Source organism: Bradyrhizobium sp. USDA 3364, from assembly GCF_054056355.1.
The window spans coordinates 1,947,400-1,966,853 of the sequence record NZ_JBSRYG010000002.1; the positions used below are offsets into that span (position 1 = coordinate 1,947,400).

The following is a 19,454-nucleotide window of genomic DNA, read 5'->3' on the forward strand; positions in this document are numbered from 1 at the left end:
CGAATATTCGTTCTTTATAATGACGGCAGACGATCGTCAAGCCGGCCTGCCCGCCGGCGGCCGTGAACCGGATTCACGACAAGGACCCACAATGCCGAAGGTGAAACCCGAAACGCTCGCGATCCGCCGCGAGGAGATCCTGCAGGCCGCGGAGATCTGCTTTGCGCGGCAGGGATTTCATCAGACCACGATCCAGGACGTGATCAAGCAGTCCGGGCTCAGCGCCGGCTGCATCTACGGGCACTTCACCGGCAAGGAAGAGCTGATCCAGGCGATCGGAGAAAGCCGCCATGGCCGCGACAGTGCGCTGCTCGCGCTCAAGGGCGACAGCGACGATCCGCTGCAGAGCCTGAAGTCGATCGCCCGCGCCTTTCTCGGCGACCTGCAAAAGGACGACGGACTGCGCGCCCGCCGCGTCGCGTTGCAGCTCTGGGCGGAGGCGCTGCGCGACGACGTGGTCCGCGACCAGGTGACGAGCGGCATCCGCCAGCCGATCGCCCTGATCGTGGACCTGCTGCGTCGCGGCCAGAAGAGCGGCGCGATCGACCGCGGCGTGCAGCCACGCGGCGCGGCGCGGGCGATGGTCGCGATGTTCCAGGGCATCGTGCTGCAACGGCTATGGGGCGAGACCGTCTCGACATCGGAGGCGATGCACGCCTTCGACATCTTCCTCGCCGGCCTCGCCGCCAAACGCTGACGGGGATGCGGCGATGATCCACGATCTCCTTGCCGGGATTGCCACGGGCCTCGCGGGCGGACTGACCGCAGGCCTGCTCGGCGTCAGCCCCGGCGGCGGACTGGTGGTGTTCTCGGTGCTGCTGCTCGGCGCCGGCCAGCACGTCGCGCAGGGCATCTCGCTGGTCGCGCAGGTGCCGCCGACCAGCCTCACCGGGATCAGGCGCTATTGGCAGAGCGGCAACCGCACGCCGCTACGCTGGATCGTGCTCCTGACCATTGGCTTCGTCGCCGGCGGCGCCATCGGCGCGCTCGCCGCAAACCATGTCGCCGAGCCCGCGCTGCGCTGGACCTATGTGGCCTATCTCGTCGCACTCGACGCGATGCTGATCCTGCGCGGCGGAGGCGACAAGGCGGAGCATGACGACAAGGGCGCCGCGCGCGACATATCCCGGCCGGCGCTGCTCATTGTTGGCCTGCTGGCCGGCCTGTCGTCGGGTTTTCTCGGCATCGGCGGCGGGCTGGCAACCGTGGTGGGCTTAAGCGCGGTGCTCGGCGTGCCGCAGCATCAGGCGCAGATGGCGAGCCTCGTGATGTCGCTGATCCCGACCACGATCCCGTCGGCCTGGATTTATTGGAGCGAGGGCTCGCTCGCGTCATGGCCGGTGCTGGCGGGCGTGATCGCCGGCCTGCTCGCCGGCACCGATCTCGGCGCCCGCGCCGCCAACCGCATCGACCGCGCGACGCTGCGCAGCGCGATGATCTTCTTCGTGTCGCTGATGGCGCTCTATATGACCTTCAAGGCGCTGTGGTAGATAGACGCGATACGTCCTCCCCGCGGAGCCCACCATGCGCAAGCCGGCAGCATCGACCAGCAAGGCGGCACGACGCCCGCAAGCAAGAGCGGCAGATGCGCTGTTCGACGCCTACCCTGCCCCGGTCAGGACGAAGCTATTGGCGCTGCGGCGGCTGATCTTCGAGACCGCCAGGGCAACCAAGGGCGTCGGCGCGCTGGAAGAGACGCTGAAATGGGGCCAGCCGAGCTACCTCACGCCGGAGACCGGCAGCGGCAGCACGGTCCGGATCGACCAGGTGAAGCCGGCCGCCGGCCAGGTCGCGATCTACTTCCACTGCCAGACCAATCTGGTCGAGACGTTCCGCGGGCTCTATCCCGAGCTCAGCTACAGCGGCAACCGCGCCATCCTGCTCGATGTCGGAGGCAAGCTTCCGGAGCCAGCGCTGCGCCATTGCGTGGCGCTAGCGCTGACGTATCATTTGAGACGTAAGGCCGGCGTGGCAAGCTAGTTCACACCGTCATTGCGAGCGCAGCGAAGCAATCCATCTATCCTCGCACTCGGAACCATGGATTGCTTCGTCGCTTCGCTCCTCGCAATGACGAGGTGGAGACAGTTTTGCTACGCCACCAGCGCCGTCGCGACGCGCTGGGCCTTGAGCAGGCTGACGACCTCGGCATTCGGCCGGGCACGGCTGAACAGGAAACCCTGGCCCTCGTGGCAACCCTCGGCGCGCAGGCAGCTCAACTCCGCCTCGGTCTCGACGCCCTCGGCGGTGATGGTGACGCCGAGCCCGACGCCGAGGCTGACGATCGAGCGCACGATCGCCTGCGCGTCCGGGTTGGCGCCGAGATCGCGCACGAAGGACTGGTCGATCTTGATCTTGTCGAACGGGAAGCTGCGCAGATAGCTGAGGCTCGAATAGCCGGTGCCGAAATCGTCCATCGACATCCGCACCCCGAGCGCGCGCAGCGCATGCAGCGTCGCCAGCACCTGGCTGCTCTTCTCGAGCAGCAGCGTCTCGGTGATCTCGAGCTCGAGCCGCCGCGCCGGCAGACCGGATTGCCGGAGCGCGTCGGTGACCAGCGCCAGCAGATTGCCGGTGCGGAATTGCAGCGGCGACAGATTGACCGCGACGCGCACGTCGTCGGGCCACTGCGCCGCGTCCATGCAGGCGCGACGCAGCATCAGTGAACCCAGCGGATTGATCAGGCCGGTCTCCTCGGCCACCGGAATGAACTCGCCCGGCGAGATCATGCCGCGCTCCGGATGCGGCCAGCGCACCAAGGCCTCGAAGCCGGTGATGCGACCGCTGGTGAGATCGACCAGCGGCTGGTAATGGGGCTGCAGGCCCTCGTTCTGGATCGCATCGCGCAGATCGATCTCGATCTTGCGGCGGCTCTGCGCGCGCGCATCCATCTCGGCCTCGAAGAACGAGAAGGTGCCGCGGAATTCGCTCTTGGCCCGCGACAACGCCATATCGGCGCTCTTCAGGAGCTTTTCGGACTCCTCGCCGTCGCCGGGCGACATCGCGATCCCGATGCTGGCGCCGATCACCACCGAATGCCCCTCGAGCAGATAGGGCTCGCCGATCGCATCCAGAATCCGCCGTGCCAGCAGCACCGCGTCCTCGGGCCGCATCACACCGCCCTGCACGATGGTGAATTCATCGGAGTTGAGGCGAGCCAGCGCGTCTTGCTCGCGCAGCGTCGAGCGCAGCCGCTTGGCGACGGCGCGCAACAGCTTGTCGCCGATGCCGTGGCCGAGCGTATCGTTGACCGCCTTGAAATTGTCGACGCCGAGCATCAGCACCGCGACCTTGTCGGTCGAGCGGCGGGTGTGCTGCAGCATCTCGTCCATCTGCTGGCGCAGCAGATTGCGGTTCGGCAGGCCGGTCAGGCTGTCGTGCTGGGCCATGAAGGCGAGCCGCGCCTCGGCGCGCTTGCGCTCGGTGATGTCCATCAGCGCGAGCAGCATCGCCGGCTGGTCGCCATGCATCAGCTGGCGCGAATAGATCGCAAGGTCGATCAGCGTGCCGTCGGCGCGCACATGCTTCCACGTTCGCGCCGCCTGCTCGTCGCTGCTGCGGCCGGCGGCCCAGGGCAGCTCGGCATCGAACGCCTGCAGGCTCCTGATGGTCATCTTCTCGAATTCGGCACGCACATAACCATAATGCGCGATCGCGGCATCGTTGACGGCGAGGATCCGCTCACCATCCAGCGCGCATAAAATCATCGGCACCGGATTGCCGTCGAACAGCAGGCGGAACGAGGCCTCGCGCTGCTTCAGCTCGGTGATGTCGACGCGCAGGCCGACGATGCCGCCATCCGAGGTCAGCCGTTCCTCGATCAGCACCACGCGGCCGTCGGCCAGCACCTGCTCGTGCCGCTCGCCCGGCTGGTACATCTTCCGGAGCCGCTCGGCGATCCACTCGTCCTCGCGGCCGGCGGCTTCGGGATAGTCGCCGCGCGCGACGCCGATGCGGATGGTGTCTTCGAGCCGCGCACCGTGCTCGAACAGGTCGGAGCTGCGCTTGTAGATTTCCGAGTATTTCTTGTTCCAGAGCGTGTAGCGGCCTTCGGGGTCCAAGAATACGATGCCTTGCGGCAGGATGTCGATCGCCTCGCGCAGCCGCGCGTTCGACTTGCGGGCCTCGGCGATCGCGGCCTCGGCCTGCGCGCGCTGGCGCACCAGTTCGCCGATCTCGACGGCGGGACGGCGCGAGCTGCCCGACATTTTCGGCACGGCCTTGGGCCGGCGGCCCCGAGGACGGCTCGCTCCGGCCTGGTTCGGTTTCTTGTTTTTCTTCGGCCGCATCATCGCACTCGCACGCCCCACGCGCATTCCAGTTCGGTGACATTTCTGCGATAAGTCTCTGAAAAATTGGTATCTCTAGGCGAATACCTGCGCTGGATGAGAAACCGGGCATGCCTGCTTTGCAGGCGAGCTCACGCCGCGCGAGCGCAGCTACCGGTATCGCAAGCGGACCGCAGCCCAGATTTGCGGCGTGGCAGCGCCGGAGCGTGGTGAAGGAACGGTAAACCCAAGCGCGACTGCACAATGAATGCGCTGCGAGCGCATCGCGCGCATCAATGTTTGCCAGCGTGGGCAGGGTTATCGCGAGGTAAAGGCGCCCCGTCTTGCGGGACTAATTCGTGATCTCGATCCGCGTTCCGCCGCGGCCGTTGCGCTCGACCAGCCCATAGAGCTGTGCTGCGTGCGAGGGATGCAGGCGCACGCAACCGTGCGAGGCCGGGCCGCCGAGACGTGTGAGCTCGTAGGTGCCGTGGATGGCGAAGCCGCCGTAGAAGAAGATCGAGTGCGGCATCGGCGAGTTGTAATACTTCCGCGAGTACCAGCGGCGCGCCAGCATCTGCGGATGGAACACGCCGCTCGGCGTGCCGTAGCCGCGGCGTCCGGTCGACACCGGCCAGTTGTAGCGCGGCGCGCCGTCGACGCTGACCGCCATGCGCTGCGATGATTTGTCGATGTGAACGACGACGTCGGCTCGCGCCGGCGATAGTGCCATTGTCGTTGCGGCGATCGCGGCGGCAAATGCCAGCCTTGCGCAAGATACGCCTGTCATGAAAATGCCTAGCCTGAAAATTATTGGGCGCATCATGTCGCCTGCAATGCGCTTGTAAAGTGGTGTGGGTCACACGCAAAGCGAGAAGCCGCGGGTAATCTTAATCCGCGCTGTGGGCGATCAAGCAAATGGGATGAAAGCGCGGTCCGTCCGCCACGAATCCATGCTAGCTATTGCGCAGACAGAGTGATCCGAATGATATCCCGCCTGCGTCTGATCCCGCTCCTGGTCGCCGCCCTCATCGCCTGCACCATTTCCGCGCGGGCGCAGGACAAGGGCTCGCTCAATCCGCAGCCGCTGACGCCGCTCGCCAACCCCAACGATCCAAAGCTCGGAGCGAAGCAACTGTTCGCACGCAAGCTGCTGCCCACGGCGATGCCGACCCGCTCGATCGGCGGCTACACCAAGGGATGCCTTGCCGGCGCGGCGCAGATGCCGCTCAACGGCGACACCTGGCAGGTGATGCGCCTGTCGCGCAACCGTTACTGGGGTCACCCCAGCATGATCGCGCTGTTGAAGCGGCTTGCGGCCAACGCACACAAGGACGCCGGCTGGCCGGGCATCCTGGTCGGCGACATCGGCCAGCCGCGCGGCGGCCCCGCGCTCTCCGGTCACGCCAGCCACCAGATCGGGCTCGACGCCGACATCTGGCTGACGCCGATGCCGGATCGCAAATTGTCGCGCGAGGATCGCGAGGAGATGTCGGCGGTGATGATGGTGCGCGACGACCGGCTCGACGTCGATCCGCGTGTCTTCACGCCGGGTCATGTGCTCGTGCTCCGCGATGCCGCGCAAGAGCCGGCGGTGCAGCGCATCTTCGTCAATCCCGCGATCAAGAAGGCGCTGTGCCGCGAGGCCAAGGGCGACCGCGCCTGGTTGTCGAAGATCCGGCCGTGGTGGGGCCACGACTATCACTTCCACATCCGCATGCGGTGCCCGTCCGGCAGCCCTGAATGCGAGGGGCAGAAGCCGCAAGCGGAAGGCGAAGGCTGCGAGCCTTCCGATCTCGCCTTCTGGTTCAAGGATTCGGTGCTGCATCCGAAGCCGCCGCCGAAGCCGCCGAAACCGCGTCCGCCGATGACGCTGGCGCAGATGCCGGCAGGCTGCAAAACGGTGCTGAACGCGCCCGACGCCAGGCAATCACATCCGACGCAATAACATCTTTGTCAGGCGGCTATGCCGGCCGGCTTGAAGTGCGTTATGATCCCGCGTCGTCGCGCCGCAAGCGCGTTCGAGCGATGGATCGGGGCCGCTGATCTGTTTCATCCGCCACAATTGCATTGGACCGGACATGCGCAAATCGCTCTTCGCCGCATCGCTCCTGCTCGTCTCGGCTCCCGCCTTCGCGGCGGAGGAGCCGAGCGGCTGCGACAAGTTCAAATGGTCGATCGACCGCGCACGCGCGGCGCTCACCGCGCCCGATCGCGCCAGGCTCGCCTCGGGGAGCGAACAGGCCGCGCTGCCGCCGACCGCCATCACGCTGGCGCTGGTCGCCCCCGGCGACGCCCAACTGCCGTCGCCGCCGGAACGTGCGCCGAAGGAGGGCACCTTCGCCGGCTTCACCAGCTTCAAGGCTGCACCGAAGGCCGGGCTCTATACCGTGAGCCTCTCGGCGGGCGCCTGGGTCGACCTGGTGCAGGACGGGCATTTCCTGAAGCCGAAGGCGTTCAGCGGCGCGACCGATTGCGACGGTATCCGCAAGACCATGAAATACGACCTCGCCGCCAGCCCCTTCGTGCTGCAGGTCAGCGGCTCAAAAGAGAGCTCGCTGTCGATCGCGATCCAGCCGTCGGACGAATAGGACGATCCGTTAGACAAAGGGTCGCCTTTACCGTAAGCCCCAGCCTGCTATGTTTGCAGTGCGATATCCCCGAGGACCGTAAGTCCTTCGGGGACCAGCGGAACAGCGCTTCCGTCCGTCGCAGGCCAGACCCCACTCAACGCCTGATTTGCGCGTGTATGTTCGCGCGCGAACTTGCACGGAGCGCTCTCCATGTCACGACTTTCAATTTCAAGGCTTGCCGGCCTTTTCACCGCCTTCGTCATCCTGCTCGGCGCGATCCATTCGCCCGCGCGAGCCGAGGACAAGACGCTCACCGTCTTCGCCGCGGCCTCGATGAAGAACGCGCTCGACGAGATCGATGCGGCCTATGCCGCCAAGACCGGCGTCAAGATCAGCGCCAGCTACGCCGCGAGCTCGGCACTCGCCAAGCAGATCGAGCAGGGCGCGCCGGCCGACGTGTTCGTCTCCGCCGACACCGACTGGATGGACTACGCGATCAAGCAGAAGAACATCAATGAGCCGACGCGGGTGAACCTGCTCGGCAACTCGATCGTGCTGATCGCGCCGAAAGATTCCATGATCGGCAGTGTCAGCATCGGTCCCGGCTTCGATCTCGCCAAGCTCGCCGGTGACGGCAAGATCGCCACCGGCGACGTCAAGGCGGTGCCGGTCGGCAAATACGCCAAGGCCGCGCTCGAGAAGCTCGGCGCCTGGCAGGCGGCGGAGCCGAAATTCGCGATGGCCGAGAGCGTGCGCGCGGCCTTGACGCTGGTGGCGCGCGGCGAGGCCGTGCTCGGCATCGTCTATTCGACCGACGCCAAGGTCGAGCCGGGCGTCAAGATCGTCGGCACCTTCCCGGCCGACACCCATCCGGCCATCATCTATCCGGTCGCGGCGACGACCACCGCGAAGCCCGAGACCGCCGAATATCTCGCCTTCCTGCGCTCGTCCGCGGCGAAGACGATCCTCGAGAAGTATGGTTTCAAGTTCCTGATCAGCCCGACGACCTAATCGCGTGTTCGAGATCTCGCCGACCGAATGGACGGCGATCCTGCTGTCGCTGCGGGTCGCCGTCATCGCAACGCTGGTGGCGACCCCGTTCGGAATCGCGCTCGCCTGGCTGCTGGCGCGGCGCGATTTCTGGGGCAAGTCGCTGATCGATGCCGCCGTGCATCTGCCGCTGGTGCTGCCGCCGGTCGTCACCGGCTATCTGCTGCTGCTGACCTTCGGCAGACGTGGCCTGGTCGGCGGCTGGCTGGCCGATCATCTCGGCATCGTATTCGCGTTCCGCTGGACCGGTGCGGCGCTCGCCTGCGGCGTGATGTCGTTTCCGCTGCTGGTGCGGCCGATCCGCCTGTCGATCGAAGCCGTCGACCGCCGCCTCGAGCAGGCAGCCGAGACGCTCGGCGCCGCGCCCTGGCGTGTGTTTGCAACGGTAACGCTGCCGCTGGCGCTGCCCGGCGTGCTGGCCGGCATGGTGCTCGGTTTTGCCAAGGCGATCGGCGAGTTCGGTGCCACCATCACCTTCGTCTCCAATATCCCCGGCGAGACCCAGACCATCTCGTCGGCGATCTATTCGCTGATCCAGACGCCTGACGGCGACACCGCCGCCGCGCGGCTCGTAATCATCTCGATCGTGCTCGCTGTCGGCGCACTGGTTGCCGCCGAAGTGTTTGCGCGCCGCGCCACCGCGCGCCTGCACGGGCAATAGAGCATGATCCGGAAAAGTGCGAAGCGGTTTTCCCTCGCGACAAACGCGGAACGCGTTTGCGCGGAGATCATGCTCAAACAAGGAGCTAAAGCGCAATGACGATTCAACTCAATCTCATCGTGCTTTAGCGATGCTGCGCGTCGACATCACCAAGCAGCTCGGCGAGTTCTCGCTCACGGCGTCGTTCACCAGCGAGGGCCGCGTCACCGGCCTGTTCGGGGCATCCGGCTCCGGCAAGACGTCGCTGATCAATACGATCGCGGGACTGCTGCGTCCCGATCGCGGGTCCATCGTGATCGACGGCGAGACGGTCGACGACGCCTCGGCCGGGATTCACGTCCCGACCTGGCGCCGCCGCATCGGTTATGTCTTCCAGGATTCGCGGCTGTTTCCGCATCTCGATATCCGGCAGAACCTCGACTACGGCCGCCGCATGAACGGCCTTGCCGAGGATCACGCGCAGCGCAAGCGCGTCGTCGACCTGCTCGACATCGGCGCCCTGCTCGACCGCCGCCCCGGCAAGCTCTCCGGGGGCGAGCGCCAGCGCGTCGCGCTCGGCCGGGCGCTGCTGTCGAAGCCGCGGCTATTGCTGCTCGACGAGCCGCTGGGCGCGCTCGACGAGAGCCGCAAGCTCGAGATCCTGCCCTACCTGGTCCGGCTGCGCGACGAGGCCGGCGTCCCGATGGTCTATGTCAGCCACGACGCGGCCGAGCTGCGCCAGCTCGCCACCCAGATCGTCATGCTGCGCCGCGGTCAGGTGACCGCGTTCGGCGGTGTTAAGGTGTTGACGGCGGGCGTATAGCTAGCTGTTTTTCCGAAAGTCGGCATAAGATAGCCCATCTTGCCTGCTAGGCCTGCGTCGGGACGTCCGACCGGGCATGGGGAAAGGTGAATCGTGCGACTGACTGGCTGGATATTGCTGGTGATCGGCGGACTGCTGTGCGCCACGATTTCGTGGGCCGCACTCGGCTTCCTGCTGATGGGCATCGGCCTGATCTCGCTGCAGGTCGGCGAACGGCGCCGGCACCGGACGGGTGACGCCGCGCCGGCGGGCACCGCGGGATTTACCCCTCCGCGGCTCAGTGCCGGACTGCAGGCGCCGACCCTCACCCCGACGACTGGCGATGATACAGGGCCTCAGCGTCCGCCCCGCCGGGTGGCCTGGCCCGACAATCGGCCCGACAAGAAGACCGATACCCCCTATGACCGGGAGGCGTGGCGCCAGCTGGTCGAAAGCGACCCCGACCTCGCACGGCTCGCCAATGTGCTCACCGACTACGGTCCGCAATATGTCGATGAGCTCGCGACCAGCTATCTGGCCGTGCCCGACAAAAGCCGCCTGGGAGCGATCGTCGACGGCATCATCGCGCGGGCGAGCGACGGCCAGCCGGCCCCGCCGCCTGCACCGGCTGAAGCATCGCGGCCGCCGCCGCTGCCGCCCCGGCCGGAGCCAAAGCAGGTGGCCAGCCCTGCCGCCAAACCAGCGACTGCGCCGAGCAATCCCGCCGATGCGCTGGAAGCGTCGCTGCTTGCTACGGTCGAGGAGGCTTCCGCCAGGATCGCCGCTGAACGCGCGGGTCTCTTCAAGCTTGCCAAGGAGGCCGGCAAGGCCACCGACAGCCGTCCGTCGACGGCGAACCAGCGGGAACCGCTGTTCGGTCGTGCACCCCGGGACGCGAAGCCCGCCGAGCCGCCGCCGATGCCAGCTGCACCACCTGCCAAGCCGGTGGAGACGCCGGCCGACCTCGAAGCATCGTTGATCGCGGCCGTCGGCGAGGCTGCCGCCAGACGGGCGGACGCCTCCAAGCCGGCGCCGGAGCCAGGGCCGCCGGCGGCGAAGCGCGAGCCCGAGATCGCCGCCGTCGCGCCCAGCCCGCCGAAGTCCGCTCCGGCCGCGCGCCCTCCGCTCGCCAAAATACCGCCCGCGAAGACACCGGCCGACAATCTCGACGAGACCCTGCTCGCGGCGCTGGCCGAGATCTCCGGCCAGAAGTTCAAGGACGAGCCCAAGCCTGATGCTGCGAAGCCGGCCGACGACGGCCTGTCCGACATGATCAAGAAGTTCGCCCCGGATTCGAGCTTCCTGCGCAAGACGTGACGGGCCGGACTGACGCTCGGACAGCTCAGACGCCCGCCACCGACGCCCAGATATCGGCGAGCTTGCGGCGGACGATCTGCATCCGCGTCTGAGGCGCGACCTCCTCCTCTTCCTCGGGTAGGCGCAGGCCGACGACATTGACGCGGCCGCCGCTGATGCTGCGCGCCACCAGCACGATCGAATCCAGCCAGAGTTCCGCGCCTTCCTTCGGCGCGCGGTCGAGATTGATGTCGAAATAATCGGCGAGCGTCAGCTTGGCCTGGTGCTCGTCGACCTTGACGCCGTAGATCTCGGCGAGCTCGCCCAGCGTATGCTCGGCCGACACCATGAAGTCCCCGAGCAGATGCGGATCGGGCGCGCTCGACGGCGCCATGTCGACGAAGAAGCGGTCGAGCGCCTCGGCGCGCTCCGGCGGCGCCAGCAGATAGATGTAGTCGCCGGGCGCGACCGGATCGGCCTCGACAGGCGTCAGGATCCGCTCGTCGCGGATCACCAGCGTCGGCTTCGACCAGGACGGGATCAGCCCGCGGCGGAAATACAGGCTCTTCGGCCGTACCGGATAGCCGACCAGCTGCTGCTCGAGCTGGCCGGGCAGATCCAATTCGACGCGGCGCGGGCCGCGTTCGGCGCGCGGCAGCGCGACATGCAGCCGCCGCGCCGCCGGCGCCAGCGTCCAGCCCTGCAACAGCAGCGAGATGATGACGACGACGAAGGCGACGTCGAAATAGAGATAGGCCTTCGACAGGCCGACCAGCATCGGGATCGAGGCAAGGAAGATCGCGACCGCGCCGCGCAGGCCGGTCCAGGCGATGAAGATCTTCTCCCGCCAGTTGAACTTGAATGGCGCAAGGCAGATCAGGACCGCCAGCGGCCGCGCCACCAGCATCAGCGCGAATGCCACCAGCACCGCGCCACCGGCGCTGGAGAGCAGGCGATGCGGCGAGACCAAGAGGCCGAGCAGCACGAACATCACGATCTGCGCCAGCCAGGTCGCGGCGTCGAGGAACGTCACCACCGAATTATGCGCACGGGTCGGCCGGTTGCCGATGATGATACCGGCGAGATAGACCGCGAGGAATCCCGAGGCATGCACGATCTGCGAGCCACCGAAGATCACCAGCGCCGCGGTGGTGACGAACGGCGCATGCAGGCCCTGCGGCAATGCCACATAGTTCAGCGCGATCACCACCAGCCGGCCGCCGATCACGCCGATGATGGCGCCGAGCACGGCCTCCTGGATGAACTCCAGCGCGATGTGCGAGGCCGAGCTCTGGCCGATCGAGATGAACTCGACCAGCATCAGGGTGAGGAAGATCGCGAACGGATCGTTGGTGCCGGACTCCGCCTCCAGCGTGGCGCCGACGCGCGGCCGCAGGCGCAGGCCCTGGGTGTGCACCAGCAGAAACACCGCGGCTGCGTCGGTCGAGGCCACCACGGCGCCGACCAGGAGCGACTCGGTCCAGTTGAGGTCGAGCACATAGCGGGCGACCGGCGCCGTGATCAGCGCGGTCAAGAGCACGCCGGCGGTGGCCAGCATCATCGAGGGCGCCAGCACGGTGCGGATGCTGGCGAACCGCGTTTTCAATCCGCCGTCGAACAGGATCAGCGCCAGCGCCACCGAGCCGACCAGATAGGTGGTGCGGACGTCGTCGAACTGCAGCCGGCCGGGGCCGGAATCGCCCGCCAGCATGCCGACCAGCAAGAACACCAGCAGCAAGGGGGCGCCGAACCGCAACGCCAGCAGGCTCGACAGGATGCCGGCCATCACCAGCACCGCGCCGAGCAGGATCGCTATACTGACGGAGTCGAGGGATGCCATGCGCCTTCGGAGGTCTCAAATACTTGCAATTGCATCCTTATCGTCGCCACACTGGGACGCCAACCGATTTCTGAGATGAGCGGCAATGTGCCCGGTCCCGTCAGCCCCAGGAGTCTTCTCCAATGCGCCCCGACACTGTGTTCTATCGATGGTCGCGTGCGCGCCTTTGTGGGATTCTCGCCTGGCTTTCGAATCACATTTGCCTGACCCGCGCTTCAAGTTGAGACTTTGCAGATGGACATGAGCTGGAAGGACGTCCTCGAACCGATCCAATTGGCGCTGCGCTCGGTCGGCGCCGAGGTCGCCTCGCCCTGGTTCTATCTGCAGTTCGGCATCATCCTTGCCGCCGCGGGGCTCGCTTACGCCGCCGATACCGCCATTCATGCGCGGGTCGACATGTCGTCGCTGGCGATGCGCTGGCCGCTGCCGCTCCGGCACTTCGCCCGCGTGATGGTGAAGAGCGCCTCGACCGCCGTGTTCGCGGTCCTGATGATCGTCTCGCGCATCGTGATGTGGCACGCGACCTGGCCGAGCCGCAGCTATCTGATCGTGGTCTCCGCCAAGCTGGCGCTGGCCTGGCTGATGATCCGGCTCGTCACCTCGGTGATCGACAACGCTTTCATCGTCAAGACGGTGTCGATCGCAGCCTGGCTGGTCGCAGCGCTGAGCATCATCGGCCAGCTCGACTGGGCAGCCGAGACGCTGGATTCGTATGCGATCGTAGTCGGCGGGCTGCGCCTGACGCCGCTGCTGCTGCTCAAGGCCGGCGCGCTCCTGATCGTGGCGCTGTGGCTGACCAACATCGCCAGCAATTTCGCCGAGAGCCGCATCAACCGCGCCACCGACCTGACGCCGTCGATCCAGGTGCTGCTGGTCAAGATCATCCGCATCGGCCTGATGGTGCTGGCGATCGCGATCGCGCTCGGCGCGGTCGGCATCAACCTCCAGGCGCTCGCGGTGTTCACCGGTGCGGCCGGCGTCGGCATCGGTCTCGGCCTGCAGAAGATCGTCGCCAATTTCATCAGCGGCCTGATCCTGCTGGTCGACAAGTCGGTGAAGCCCGGCGACCTCGTCACGATCGGCGACAATTCGGGCCGGATCAGCGCGATGAAGACCCGCTACATCTCGGTCGCCGCCGGCGACGGCCGCGAGTTCCTGATCCCGAACGAGGACCTGGTGACGCAGAAGGTCACCAACTGGACCTACACCGACAAGAACACGCTGGTGAAGATTGCCTTCTCGACCAACTACGACGCCAATCCGCGGCAGGTCTGCAAGCTCGCGATCACGACCGCATCGGCCCATCCGCGCGCCACCAAGGGCCGCAACCCGAACTGCATCCTGACCGAGTTCGCCGAGGCCGGGATGAAGTTCTCGCTGACCTTCTGGATCGCCGACCCCGATGGCATGGACAATGTGAAGAGCGACGTCATGCTGTCGTTGTGGGACGCCTTCAGGGAGGAGGGTATCAAGGTGCCCTACCCGGTACGGGAACTCCGCATCCGCGGCGGCGCGCTGCCGGTCGAGAGCGTGGTCGAGGTCTCCAGCTAAAGCGTTTTCGAGCGAAGTGGCACCGGTTCGCGTCAAGAAAACGCGTCAAAACAAGAATCTAGAGCCCCATTCCGATTCTACCGGAACGGGGCTCTGGCGTTTGAGCACGATTTTCCGGACAATGGCGGCCGCTGTTCCGGATTGTGCCGCGAAATCAAGCCGTTTGAACATTGTCCCCATGCCCAAGCTTGGCTTGCGCCGGGCGCGCCGATCATTAAATTAGGGCCAGAAATCAGCCCTTTGCCCGCAGAAACATCCCGCCATGAGCTATATCGACGCCACCGACACCTCGCTTCGCAAGACCGGCCAGATCAAGCTGCACGGACCGAGCGGCTTTGCCGGCATGCGCAAGGCGGGCGCGCTGGTGTCGAAATGCCTCGATGCGCTCACCGACATCGTCAAGCCGGGCGTCCCGACCTCTGTCATCGACGACTTTGTCCGCAAGTTCGCGTTCGACCACGGCGCCTATCCGGCGACGCTGATGTATCGCGGCTATCGCTACTCGACCTGCACGTCGATCAATCACGTGGTCTGCCACGGCATGCCCGGTGACCGCCCGCTGAAGGAGGGCGACATCGTCAATGTCGACGTCACCTTCATCGTCGACGGCTGGTACGGCGATTCCAGCCGCATGTATGCGATCGGCGCCATCGCGCGGAAGGCGGAGCGGCTGATCGAGGTGACCTATGAGGCGATGATGCGCGGCATTGCCGCGGTCAAGCCCGGCGCCACCACCGGCGACATCGGCCACGCCATCCAGAGCTTCGTCGAACCCCAGGGCATGAGCGTGGTGCGCGACTTCTGCGGCCATGGTCTCGGCCGCCTGTTCCACGACGAGCCGAACATCATCCATATCGGCCGCCCCGGCGAAGGCGCGCCGCTGAAGCCCGGCATGTTCTTCACCATCGAGCCGATGATCAACCTCGGCAAGCCGCATGTGAAGATCCTGTCCGACGGCTGGACCGCGGTGACCCGCGACCGCTCGCTATCGGCGCAGTTCGAGCACTCGGTCGGCGTCACCGCCGACGGCGTCGAGATCTTCACGCTGTCCGAGCGCCACGGCGAGAAGCCTTGGGTGCAGGTGTAATCAGTAATCGCTCCGCGTGCGCGCCTCGATCTCCTCGGGCGTGTGGTTGTCTCCGATCGACATTGCGCAGATCCGCGACAGATGCAGATAGGACAGCCCGGTCTCCTCCGCCCAGGCGTTGAACTGCGCCTGCACCTTGGCGAGGTCGCGCTTCGACTTGACCTCCTCGGCAATGTCGAGGCCGGCATCACGCAGGCAAGCTGTGACGTCGCGCGAGGTGACGAAGCCGTCCCAGCCAAGGAACCGCAGCAGCATCTGCCCGGTGTTGCCGCCGAGCCGGCTGCCGCGCTTCGTCAATAGCTCCAACAGTCCGATCTCGTTCGATGACGGCCACGCCGCGAGGAACTTGCCGAAGCTGCCGTGCTCGCGCGCGATCTCCTGCACGAAGCGGCCATTGTCGCGCACCGACATGATCTTGGCGCCGTTGCGCACGATCCTGGCGTCGCTGGTCAGCTTCTCCCAGAACTCATCGGGCTTGAAGGCGAGCTTGGCGGGCTGAAAGCCGAGGAAGGCTTCCTCGAAGCCCGGCCATTTGGCGTCGATCACGCTCCAGGCAAAGCCGGCGCAGAACACGCGCCTGGTCATCTCGGCCAGCACGCGGTCATCGCCGAGCTTGGCCAGCGCCTTGGCGCCCGCCGGCGGCTTCAGCAGTTTCTCCAGCGCCTTCGGCCCGCCCTTGCGCTTCTCGGCGCGCGCGCGGATCACCTTGAATGACGTCACGACGCCCTCCCCCTCTTGCTCTCGAACCGTTGCGGCCGACGGTAGTTCGCCCGAAGCATCGTGGCAAACCGGGCGTATAGCGCGACAATCTGGGTGGGAAGCGCGCGACGATCAGGATGGCGAGTCGGTGTCGCGGCGTGGTGATGATTGCCGCGATGATTGTCGCGCGCAAGAGTTTTGTTGAACTCTGATTGTCGCGGAGCGTCAATCAGCGACAGTTTTGGGTGTCGCGTGCGAAGGCGGCCGTCCTGGACCGCGCTTTCGTTCGAGCGCGGTGCGCCTGCGATAGCTCTCGACGTTCATCTCGACGATGGTGGCATGGTGGACGAGGCGATCGATGGCGGCGAGGGTCATGGCGGGGTCCGGGAAGACCCTGTTCCATTCGCCAAATGGCTGATTGGCAGTGATCAGCATTGAACGCCGCTCGTAGCGTGCGCTGATGAGCTCGAACAGCACGCTGGTCTCGGCCTGATCCTTGGTGACGTATGCGAGGTCGTCAAGGATCATGAGATCGAAGCGATCGAGACGATTGATGGCGGCCTCGAGGTTGAGCTCGCGCCGCGCCACCTGGAGCTTCTGGACGAGATCGGTGGTGCGGGTGAAGAGGACGCGCCATCCGTTCTCGATCAGGGCGAGACCGATGGCTGCCGCCAAGTGGCTCTTTCCGCCGCCGGGCGGGCCGAACAGGAGCAGATTGGCACCTTTGCCCAACCAGCTGTCGCCGGCGGCGAGCGCAGTCACCTGCGCCTTGGAGATCATCGGCACGGCCTCGAAGTCGAAGTTGTCGAAGGTCTTTCCGGCGGGCAGCCGCGCCTCGACGAGATGGCGCTCGACGCGACGGCGGCCGCGTTCGGCGATCTCATGCTCGGCGATGGTGGCGAGGAAGCGGGCCGCCGGCCAACCTTCCTTGTCGGACTGTTCGGCGAACTGTGGCCATAGCACCTTGATGGCGGGTAGCCGCAGCTCGTTGAGCAACAGATTGAGGCGCCCAGTGTCGACTGTGTTGGCCGTGTTCATGCGGCGTCTCCGATCTGGCCGGCGCCGATGAGGCACTCATAGCTGGCGAGCGGGGCAAGCTGCACCATGACCTGCGGCACGCAGGCAGGATCGGGCGCGAAGTGGGCGCGCAGCCGTCCGAGGTCGGGCAGTTGGCCAGCGTTAAGGTCAGCCGCGAGCTGACCGGCGAGGTCGGCCTCGCAACCGCGCTCATGCGCCAGCGCGAGCAGATCGACCATGAGCCGGCAGGCTTTCTTGTCCGGCAGCCGTTCGCGCAAGGAGTCGAAGGTTCGACGATAGGCCTCGCGCGGGAACAGCCGATCACGGTAGACCAGATTGAGCAGCGCCATCGGCTTGCGCCGCAAGGAATGGATCACGTGCCGATAATCGACGACCTGGTCGTGCTTGCCGTTGGGATGCGGCCGCCCACGCGGCAGGGTGACGAGATGAGTGCCGCCGACGAACACGTCGAGACGATCATCGTAAAGGCGCACCCGCAGCTGGTGGCCGATCAGGCGTGACGGCACGGTGTAGAACACCTTGCGCAAGGTGAAGCCGCCGCTTGACGTCACGCGGACAATCACCTCCTCGTAGTCCGAGGTGCGGCGATCTGGCAACGCCTGCAGGGTGGCGCGCTCGTGGTCGATCCGCTTGGCGTTGCGGGCATTGCGGCGGCTGACGATCTCGTCGATGAAGCCGCGGTAGGCGGCGAGATCATCGAAGTCGGCAGTGCCGCGCAACAGCAGCGCATCGGCGATCGTCCGCTTGAGATGGCCATGCGAGCTCTCGATCGCCCCGTTCTCGTGGGCGATGCCGCGATTGTTGCGGGAAGGCCGCATGCCGTAATGGGCGCAGAGGTCCTCGTACCGCCGGGTCAGATCGTCCCTCGCATTGCGATCGAGATTGCAGAAGGCGGCCGACAGGCTGTCGGTCCGATGCTCCCGCGGTGCCCCACCGAGCGACCACAGGGCATTCTGCAGCCCTTCGGCCAAAGCGACGAAGCTCTCGCCACCAAGCACGACATGGGCGTGCTCAAACCCGCAATAGGCCAACCGGAAGTGATAGAGGCGATGATCGAGCGGCACGCCAGCGATGGTGACCCCAAGCTCGCCCATGTCGGTGAAGTCGGACAGGCCGACCTGGCCCGGTTCGTGGGTCTGGCGGAAGATGACCTCCTGCTCCTCGCCGTGGATCGCCCGCCAGGCGCGGATCCGGCGCTCCAGCGTGCGGCGGATTCCAGCTCCGAGCTCAGGATGGCGCCCGCAACATCTCCTCGAAGATCGCAACCGGCCGCACGCCGGGGGCGGCCTTGAGCATTGGCACCACCTCTGTCTCAAACACATCGGCCAACGGGTCCGGCCGGCGACGGCCGCGCTCACCCTTCTTCTGCGATGGCAGGCGGGGATCCTTCTCGATCCGATACGCGGTTGACGGACTGAACGACGCCTTGGCAGCGGCCCCTGGCGGGCTATCGGTCTGACGGTACTTCATGTAGAGCCTCATCTGGTGATCATTGATGTGTCGGCCGGGCACGCGAGTGATTCCTCTTGGCGGAAGAACCACTTGCATAACCAGCCGGCCGCGATCACCAGACGGCGCGGTCCCCTGTGGATCGCGCCGTCGCCGGGCTCGTAACTCAGGTCGGGCTACGCCCTCCCTGCGTCACGAGCCCGGCGAAGCTCTCTCATCCTGATTGACGCTCCACTTCCATCCTGATTGCCGCGCCGCACGGGCGGTTGCATCGGCTCTTGCAAATCGCCGCAGGCACGGCAAGGTTGTGGCCGATGCCCGCCAAGCCCGATGCCAGCAACGACGAGCCCGACGAGACGCCGCACTATCACGGCCACCGCGAACGGCTGCGCGAGCGCTTCTATGCGGCAGGGCCCGAGGCGCTGACCGACTATGAGCTGCTGGAGATGGCGCTGTTCGCCGCCATCCCGCGCCGCGACACCAAGCCATTGGCCAAGGCGCTGTTGAAGAAGTTCGGCTCGTTCGCCGAGGTGGTGCACGCCCCTGTCGCGCGGCTGCGCGAGGTCGACGGCGTCAAGGATGCCTCGATCAACCAGATCAAGCTGCTCGCCGCGGCCGCGGGGCGGATCGCCAAGGGCGAGATCAAGCGCAGCATCGCGCTGTCGTCGTGGAACGACGTCATCGACTATTGCCGCTCCAGCATGGCGTTCGCCGACAAGGAGCAGTTCCGCCTGCTGTTCCTCGATAAGCGCAACCAGTTGATCGCCGACGAGGTGCAGCAGACCGGCACCGTCGATCACACCCCGGTCTATCCGCGCGAGGTGATCAAGCGCGCGCTGGAATTGTCCGCGACCGCGCTGATCCTGGTCCACAAACATCCCACTCGCCGCCCATCTGCACGCACAATCATGGTTCGTCATTCCCAAGCAGTGATTGAACGTGATTAGCCTTCGATGCTTCCCGGAAGAACGGTCAACGGGTCCTGCGTGCCAATGAGAAGGGTCGCCTATCCACCTCGTGCTGACGACTGGTCAAAGGCTTATTCCGCGACTGGCGCAGAGTGACCGCTTCTCTCCGAAGGCAAAGGTCACACGTTCGAATCGTGTCGGGTGCGCCATTTTCTGAGACTGCTCGCGTCTCTGACGAGGCAATGCCGGTGAAGGA

General features: G+C 66.1%; 17 protein-coding genes and 1 pseudogene. 12 read left to right on the forward strand and 6 right to left on the reverse strand.

The window, feature by feature from the left end; all coding sequences use genetic code 11:
• The first annotated feature begins 91 nt into the window (after positions 1 to 91).
• From ACVILL_RS09040 to ACVILL_RS09050, 3 genes are read left to right on the forward strand one after another with little or no spacing between them, the layout of a single operon-like run.
• Entirely contained in the window at positions 92 to 697 is a 606-nt protein-coding gene (locus ACVILL_RS09040; RefSeq protein WP_456728749.1) for a TetR/AcrR family transcriptional regulator, read from the forward strand.
• A gap of 13 nt (positions 698 to 710) precedes the next feature.
• Positions 711 to 1,490, forward strand: a complete 780-nt coding sequence (locus tag ACVILL_RS09045; RefSeq protein ID WP_456728750.1) for a sulfite exporter TauE/SafE family protein — start codon at positions 711 to 713, stop codon at positions 1,488 to 1,490.
• Between the two features lie 34 nt (positions 1,491 to 1,524).
• Positions 1,525 to 1,980 (forward strand): DUF1801 domain-containing protein, encoded by a 456-nt coding sequence (locus tag ACVILL_RS09050; RefSeq protein ID WP_456728751.1) that lies wholly within the window; start codon positions 1,525 to 1,527, stop codon positions 1,978 to 1,980.
• A gap of 110 nt (positions 1,981 to 2,090) precedes the next feature.
• Here ACVILL_RS09050 and ACVILL_RS09055 read toward each other — a convergent pair whose 3' ends face one another.
• Together ACVILL_RS09055 and ACVILL_RS09060 are read right to left on the reverse strand one after the other, a co-directional pair.
• Positions 2,091 to 4,286 carry a putative bifunctional diguanylate cyclase/phosphodiesterase gene (locus ACVILL_RS09055; RefSeq protein ID WP_456728752.1) on the reverse strand — a complete coding sequence of 732 codons (2,196 nt, stop codon included), beginning with the start codon at positions 4,284 to 4,286 and terminating at the stop codon, positions 2,091 to 2,093.
• 331 nt (positions 4,287 to 4,617) lie between these two features.
• On the reverse strand, positions 4,618 to 4,998 hold the full coding sequence (locus ACVILL_RS09060; protein WP_456734215.1) for a L,D-transpeptidase: 381 nt from the start codon (positions 4,996 to 4,998) through the stop codon (positions 4,618 to 4,620).
• A gap of 252 nt (positions 4,999 to 5,250) precedes the next feature.
• Here ACVILL_RS09060 and mepA point away from each other — a divergent pair, with 252 nt between their 5' ends.
• The 6 genes from mepA to ACVILL_RS09090 all read left to right on the forward strand — a co-directional run bounded on the left by mepA (position 5,251) and on the right by ACVILL_RS09090 (position 10,647).
• Positions 5,251 to 6,213 carry a penicillin-insensitive murein endopeptidase gene (gene mepA / locus ACVILL_RS09065; protein WP_456728753.1) on the forward strand — a complete coding sequence of 321 codons (963 nt, stop codon included), beginning with the start codon at positions 5,251 to 5,253 and terminating at the stop codon, positions 6,211 to 6,213.
• Between the two features lie 133 nt (positions 6,214 to 6,346).
• Positions 6,347 to 6,856 (forward strand): hypothetical protein, encoded by a 510-nt coding sequence (locus ACVILL_RS09070; RefSeq protein WP_456728754.1) that lies wholly within the window; start codon positions 6,347 to 6,349, stop codon positions 6,854 to 6,856.
• A gap of 207 nt (positions 6,857 to 7,063) precedes the next feature.
• Positions 7,064 to 7,849, forward strand: coding sequence for a molybdate ABC transporter substrate-binding protein (modA, locus tag ACVILL_RS09075; RefSeq protein ID WP_456734216.1), 786 nt, complete (start codon positions 7,064 to 7,066; stop codon positions 7,847 to 7,849).
• Positions 7,850 to 7,853: 4 nt separating this feature from the next.
• The gene (gene modB / locus ACVILL_RS09080) at positions 7,854 to 8,549 is read left to right on the forward strand and encodes a molybdate ABC transporter permease subunit (RefSeq protein ID WP_456728755.1); all 696 of its coding nucleotides are present in this window, start codon (positions 7,854 to 7,856) and stop codon (positions 8,547 to 8,549) included.
• Between the two features lie 130 nt (positions 8,550 to 8,679).
• Positions 8,680 to 9,351 (forward strand): molybdenum ABC transporter ATP-binding protein, encoded by a 672-nt coding sequence (modC, locus tag ACVILL_RS09085; protein WP_456728756.1) that lies wholly within the window; start codon positions 8,680 to 8,682, stop codon positions 9,349 to 9,351.
• A gap of 120 nt (positions 9,352 to 9,471) precedes the next feature.
• Entirely contained in the window at positions 9,472 to 10,647 is a 1,176-nt protein-coding gene (locus ACVILL_RS09090) for a hypothetical protein (RefSeq protein WP_456728757.1), read from the forward strand.
• A 25-nt stretch (positions 10,648 to 10,672) separates the two neighbouring features.
• On the opposite strand, the gene ACVILL_RS09095 is transcribed toward ACVILL_RS09090, so the two are convergent.
• Complete coding sequence (locus ACVILL_RS09095; RefSeq protein WP_456728758.1) at positions 10,673 to 12,466, reverse strand: potassium/proton antiporter; 1,794 nt, start codon at positions 12,464 to 12,466, stop codon at positions 10,673 to 10,675.
• Between the two features lie 234 nt (positions 12,467 to 12,700).
• On the opposite strand from ACVILL_RS09095, the gene ACVILL_RS09100 reads away from it, so the two are divergent.
• Both ACVILL_RS09100 and map read left to right on the forward strand, forming a co-directional pair.
• The gene (locus tag ACVILL_RS09100; RefSeq protein WP_456728759.1) at positions 12,701 to 14,017 is read left to right on the forward strand and encodes a mechanosensitive ion channel family protein; all 1,317 of its coding nucleotides are present in this window, start codon (positions 12,701 to 12,703) and stop codon (positions 14,015 to 14,017) included.
• Between the two features lie 262 nt (positions 14,018 to 14,279).
• A complete protein-coding gene (gene map / locus ACVILL_RS09105) occupies positions 14,280 to 15,104 on the forward strand; it encodes a type I methionyl aminopeptidase (RefSeq protein WP_092122802.1) in 825 nt (274 codons plus the stop codon).
• Here the strand turns inward: map and ACVILL_RS09110 are convergent, their stop codons facing one another.
• The 3 genes and pseudogenes from ACVILL_RS09110 to istA all read right to left on the reverse strand — a co-directional run bounded on the left by ACVILL_RS09110 (position 15,105) and on the right by istA (position 18,353).
• Entirely contained in the window at positions 15,105 to 15,824 is a 720-nt protein-coding gene (locus ACVILL_RS09110) for a DNA-3-methyladenine glycosylase I (protein ID WP_456728760.1), read from the reverse strand.
• 204 nt (positions 15,825 to 16,028) lie between these two features.
• Positions 16,029 to 16,841, reverse strand: coding sequence for an IS21-like element helper ATPase IstB (gene istB / locus ACVILL_RS09115; RefSeq protein ID WP_456727939.1), 813 nt, complete (start codon positions 16,839 to 16,841; stop codon positions 16,029 to 16,031).
• Positions 16,838 to 18,353: pseudogene (gene istA, locus ACVILL_RS09120) on the reverse strand (IS21 family transposase). The gene istB and the pseudogene istA overlap by 4 nt, the downstream one beginning before the upstream one ends.
• A gap of 251 nt (positions 18,354 to 18,604) precedes the next feature.
• Here istA and ACVILL_RS09125 point away from each other — a divergent pair.
• Positions 18,605 to 19,237: a JAB domain-containing protein gene (locus ACVILL_RS09125; protein WP_456728761.1), complete on the forward strand. Its 633-nt coding sequence runs from the start codon at positions 18,605 to 18,607 to the stop codon at positions 19,235 to 19,237.
• The last annotated feature ends 217 nt before the right edge of the window (positions 19,238 to 19,454 follow it).

Excerpts from the sequence above, each read along its gene's own strand:
- ACVILL_RS09100 (WP_456728759.1), top strand. The coding sequence starts at position 12,701 with ATGGACATGAGCTGGAAGGACGTCCTCGAACCGATCCAATTGGCGCTG.
- modC (WP_456728756.1), top strand. The coding sequence starts at position 8,680 with ATGCTGCGCGTCGACATCACCAAGCAGCTCGGCGAGTTCTCGCTCACG.
- istB (WP_456727939.1), bottom strand. The coding sequence starts at position 16,841 with ATGAACACGGCCAACACAGTCGACACTGGGCGCCTCAATCTGTTGCTC.
- ACVILL_RS09045 (WP_456728750.1), top strand. The coding sequence starts at position 711 with ATGATCCACGATCTCCTTGCCGGGATTGCCACGGGCCTCGCGGGCGGA.
- mepA (WP_456728753.1), top strand. The coding sequence starts at position 5,251 with ATGATATCCCGCCTGCGTCTGATCCCGCTCCTGGTCGCCGCCCTCATC.
- ACVILL_RS09055 (WP_456728752.1), bottom strand. The coding sequence starts at position 4,286 with ATGCGGCCGAAGAAAAACAAGAAACCGAACCAGGCCGGAGCGAGCCGT.
- ACVILL_RS09050 (WP_456728751.1), top strand. The coding sequence starts at position 1,525 with ATGCGCAAGCCGGCAGCATCGACCAGCAAGGCGGCACGACGCCCGCAA.
- ACVILL_RS09070 (WP_456728754.1), top strand. The coding sequence starts at position 6,347 with ATGCGCAAATCGCTCTTCGCCGCATCGCTCCTGCTCGTCTCGGCTCCC.
- map (WP_092122802.1), top strand. The coding sequence starts at position 14,280 with ATGAGCTATATCGACGCCACCGACACCTCGCTTCGCAAGACCGGCCAG.
- ACVILL_RS09060 (WP_456734215.1), bottom strand. The coding sequence starts at position 4,998 with ATGGCACTATCGCCGGCGCGAGCCGACGTCGTCGTTCACATCGACAAA.
- ACVILL_RS09040 (WP_456728749.1), top strand. The coding sequence starts at position 92 with ATGCCGAAGGTGAAACCCGAAACGCTCGCGATCCGCCGCGAGGAGATC.
- ACVILL_RS09125 (WP_456728761.1), top strand. The coding sequence starts at position 18,605 with ATGCCCGCCAAGCCCGATGCCAGCAACGACGAGCCCGACGAGACGCCG.
- ACVILL_RS09095 (WP_456728758.1), bottom strand. The coding sequence starts at position 12,466 with ATGGCATCCCTCGACTCCGTCAGTATAGCGATCCTGCTCGGCGCGGTG.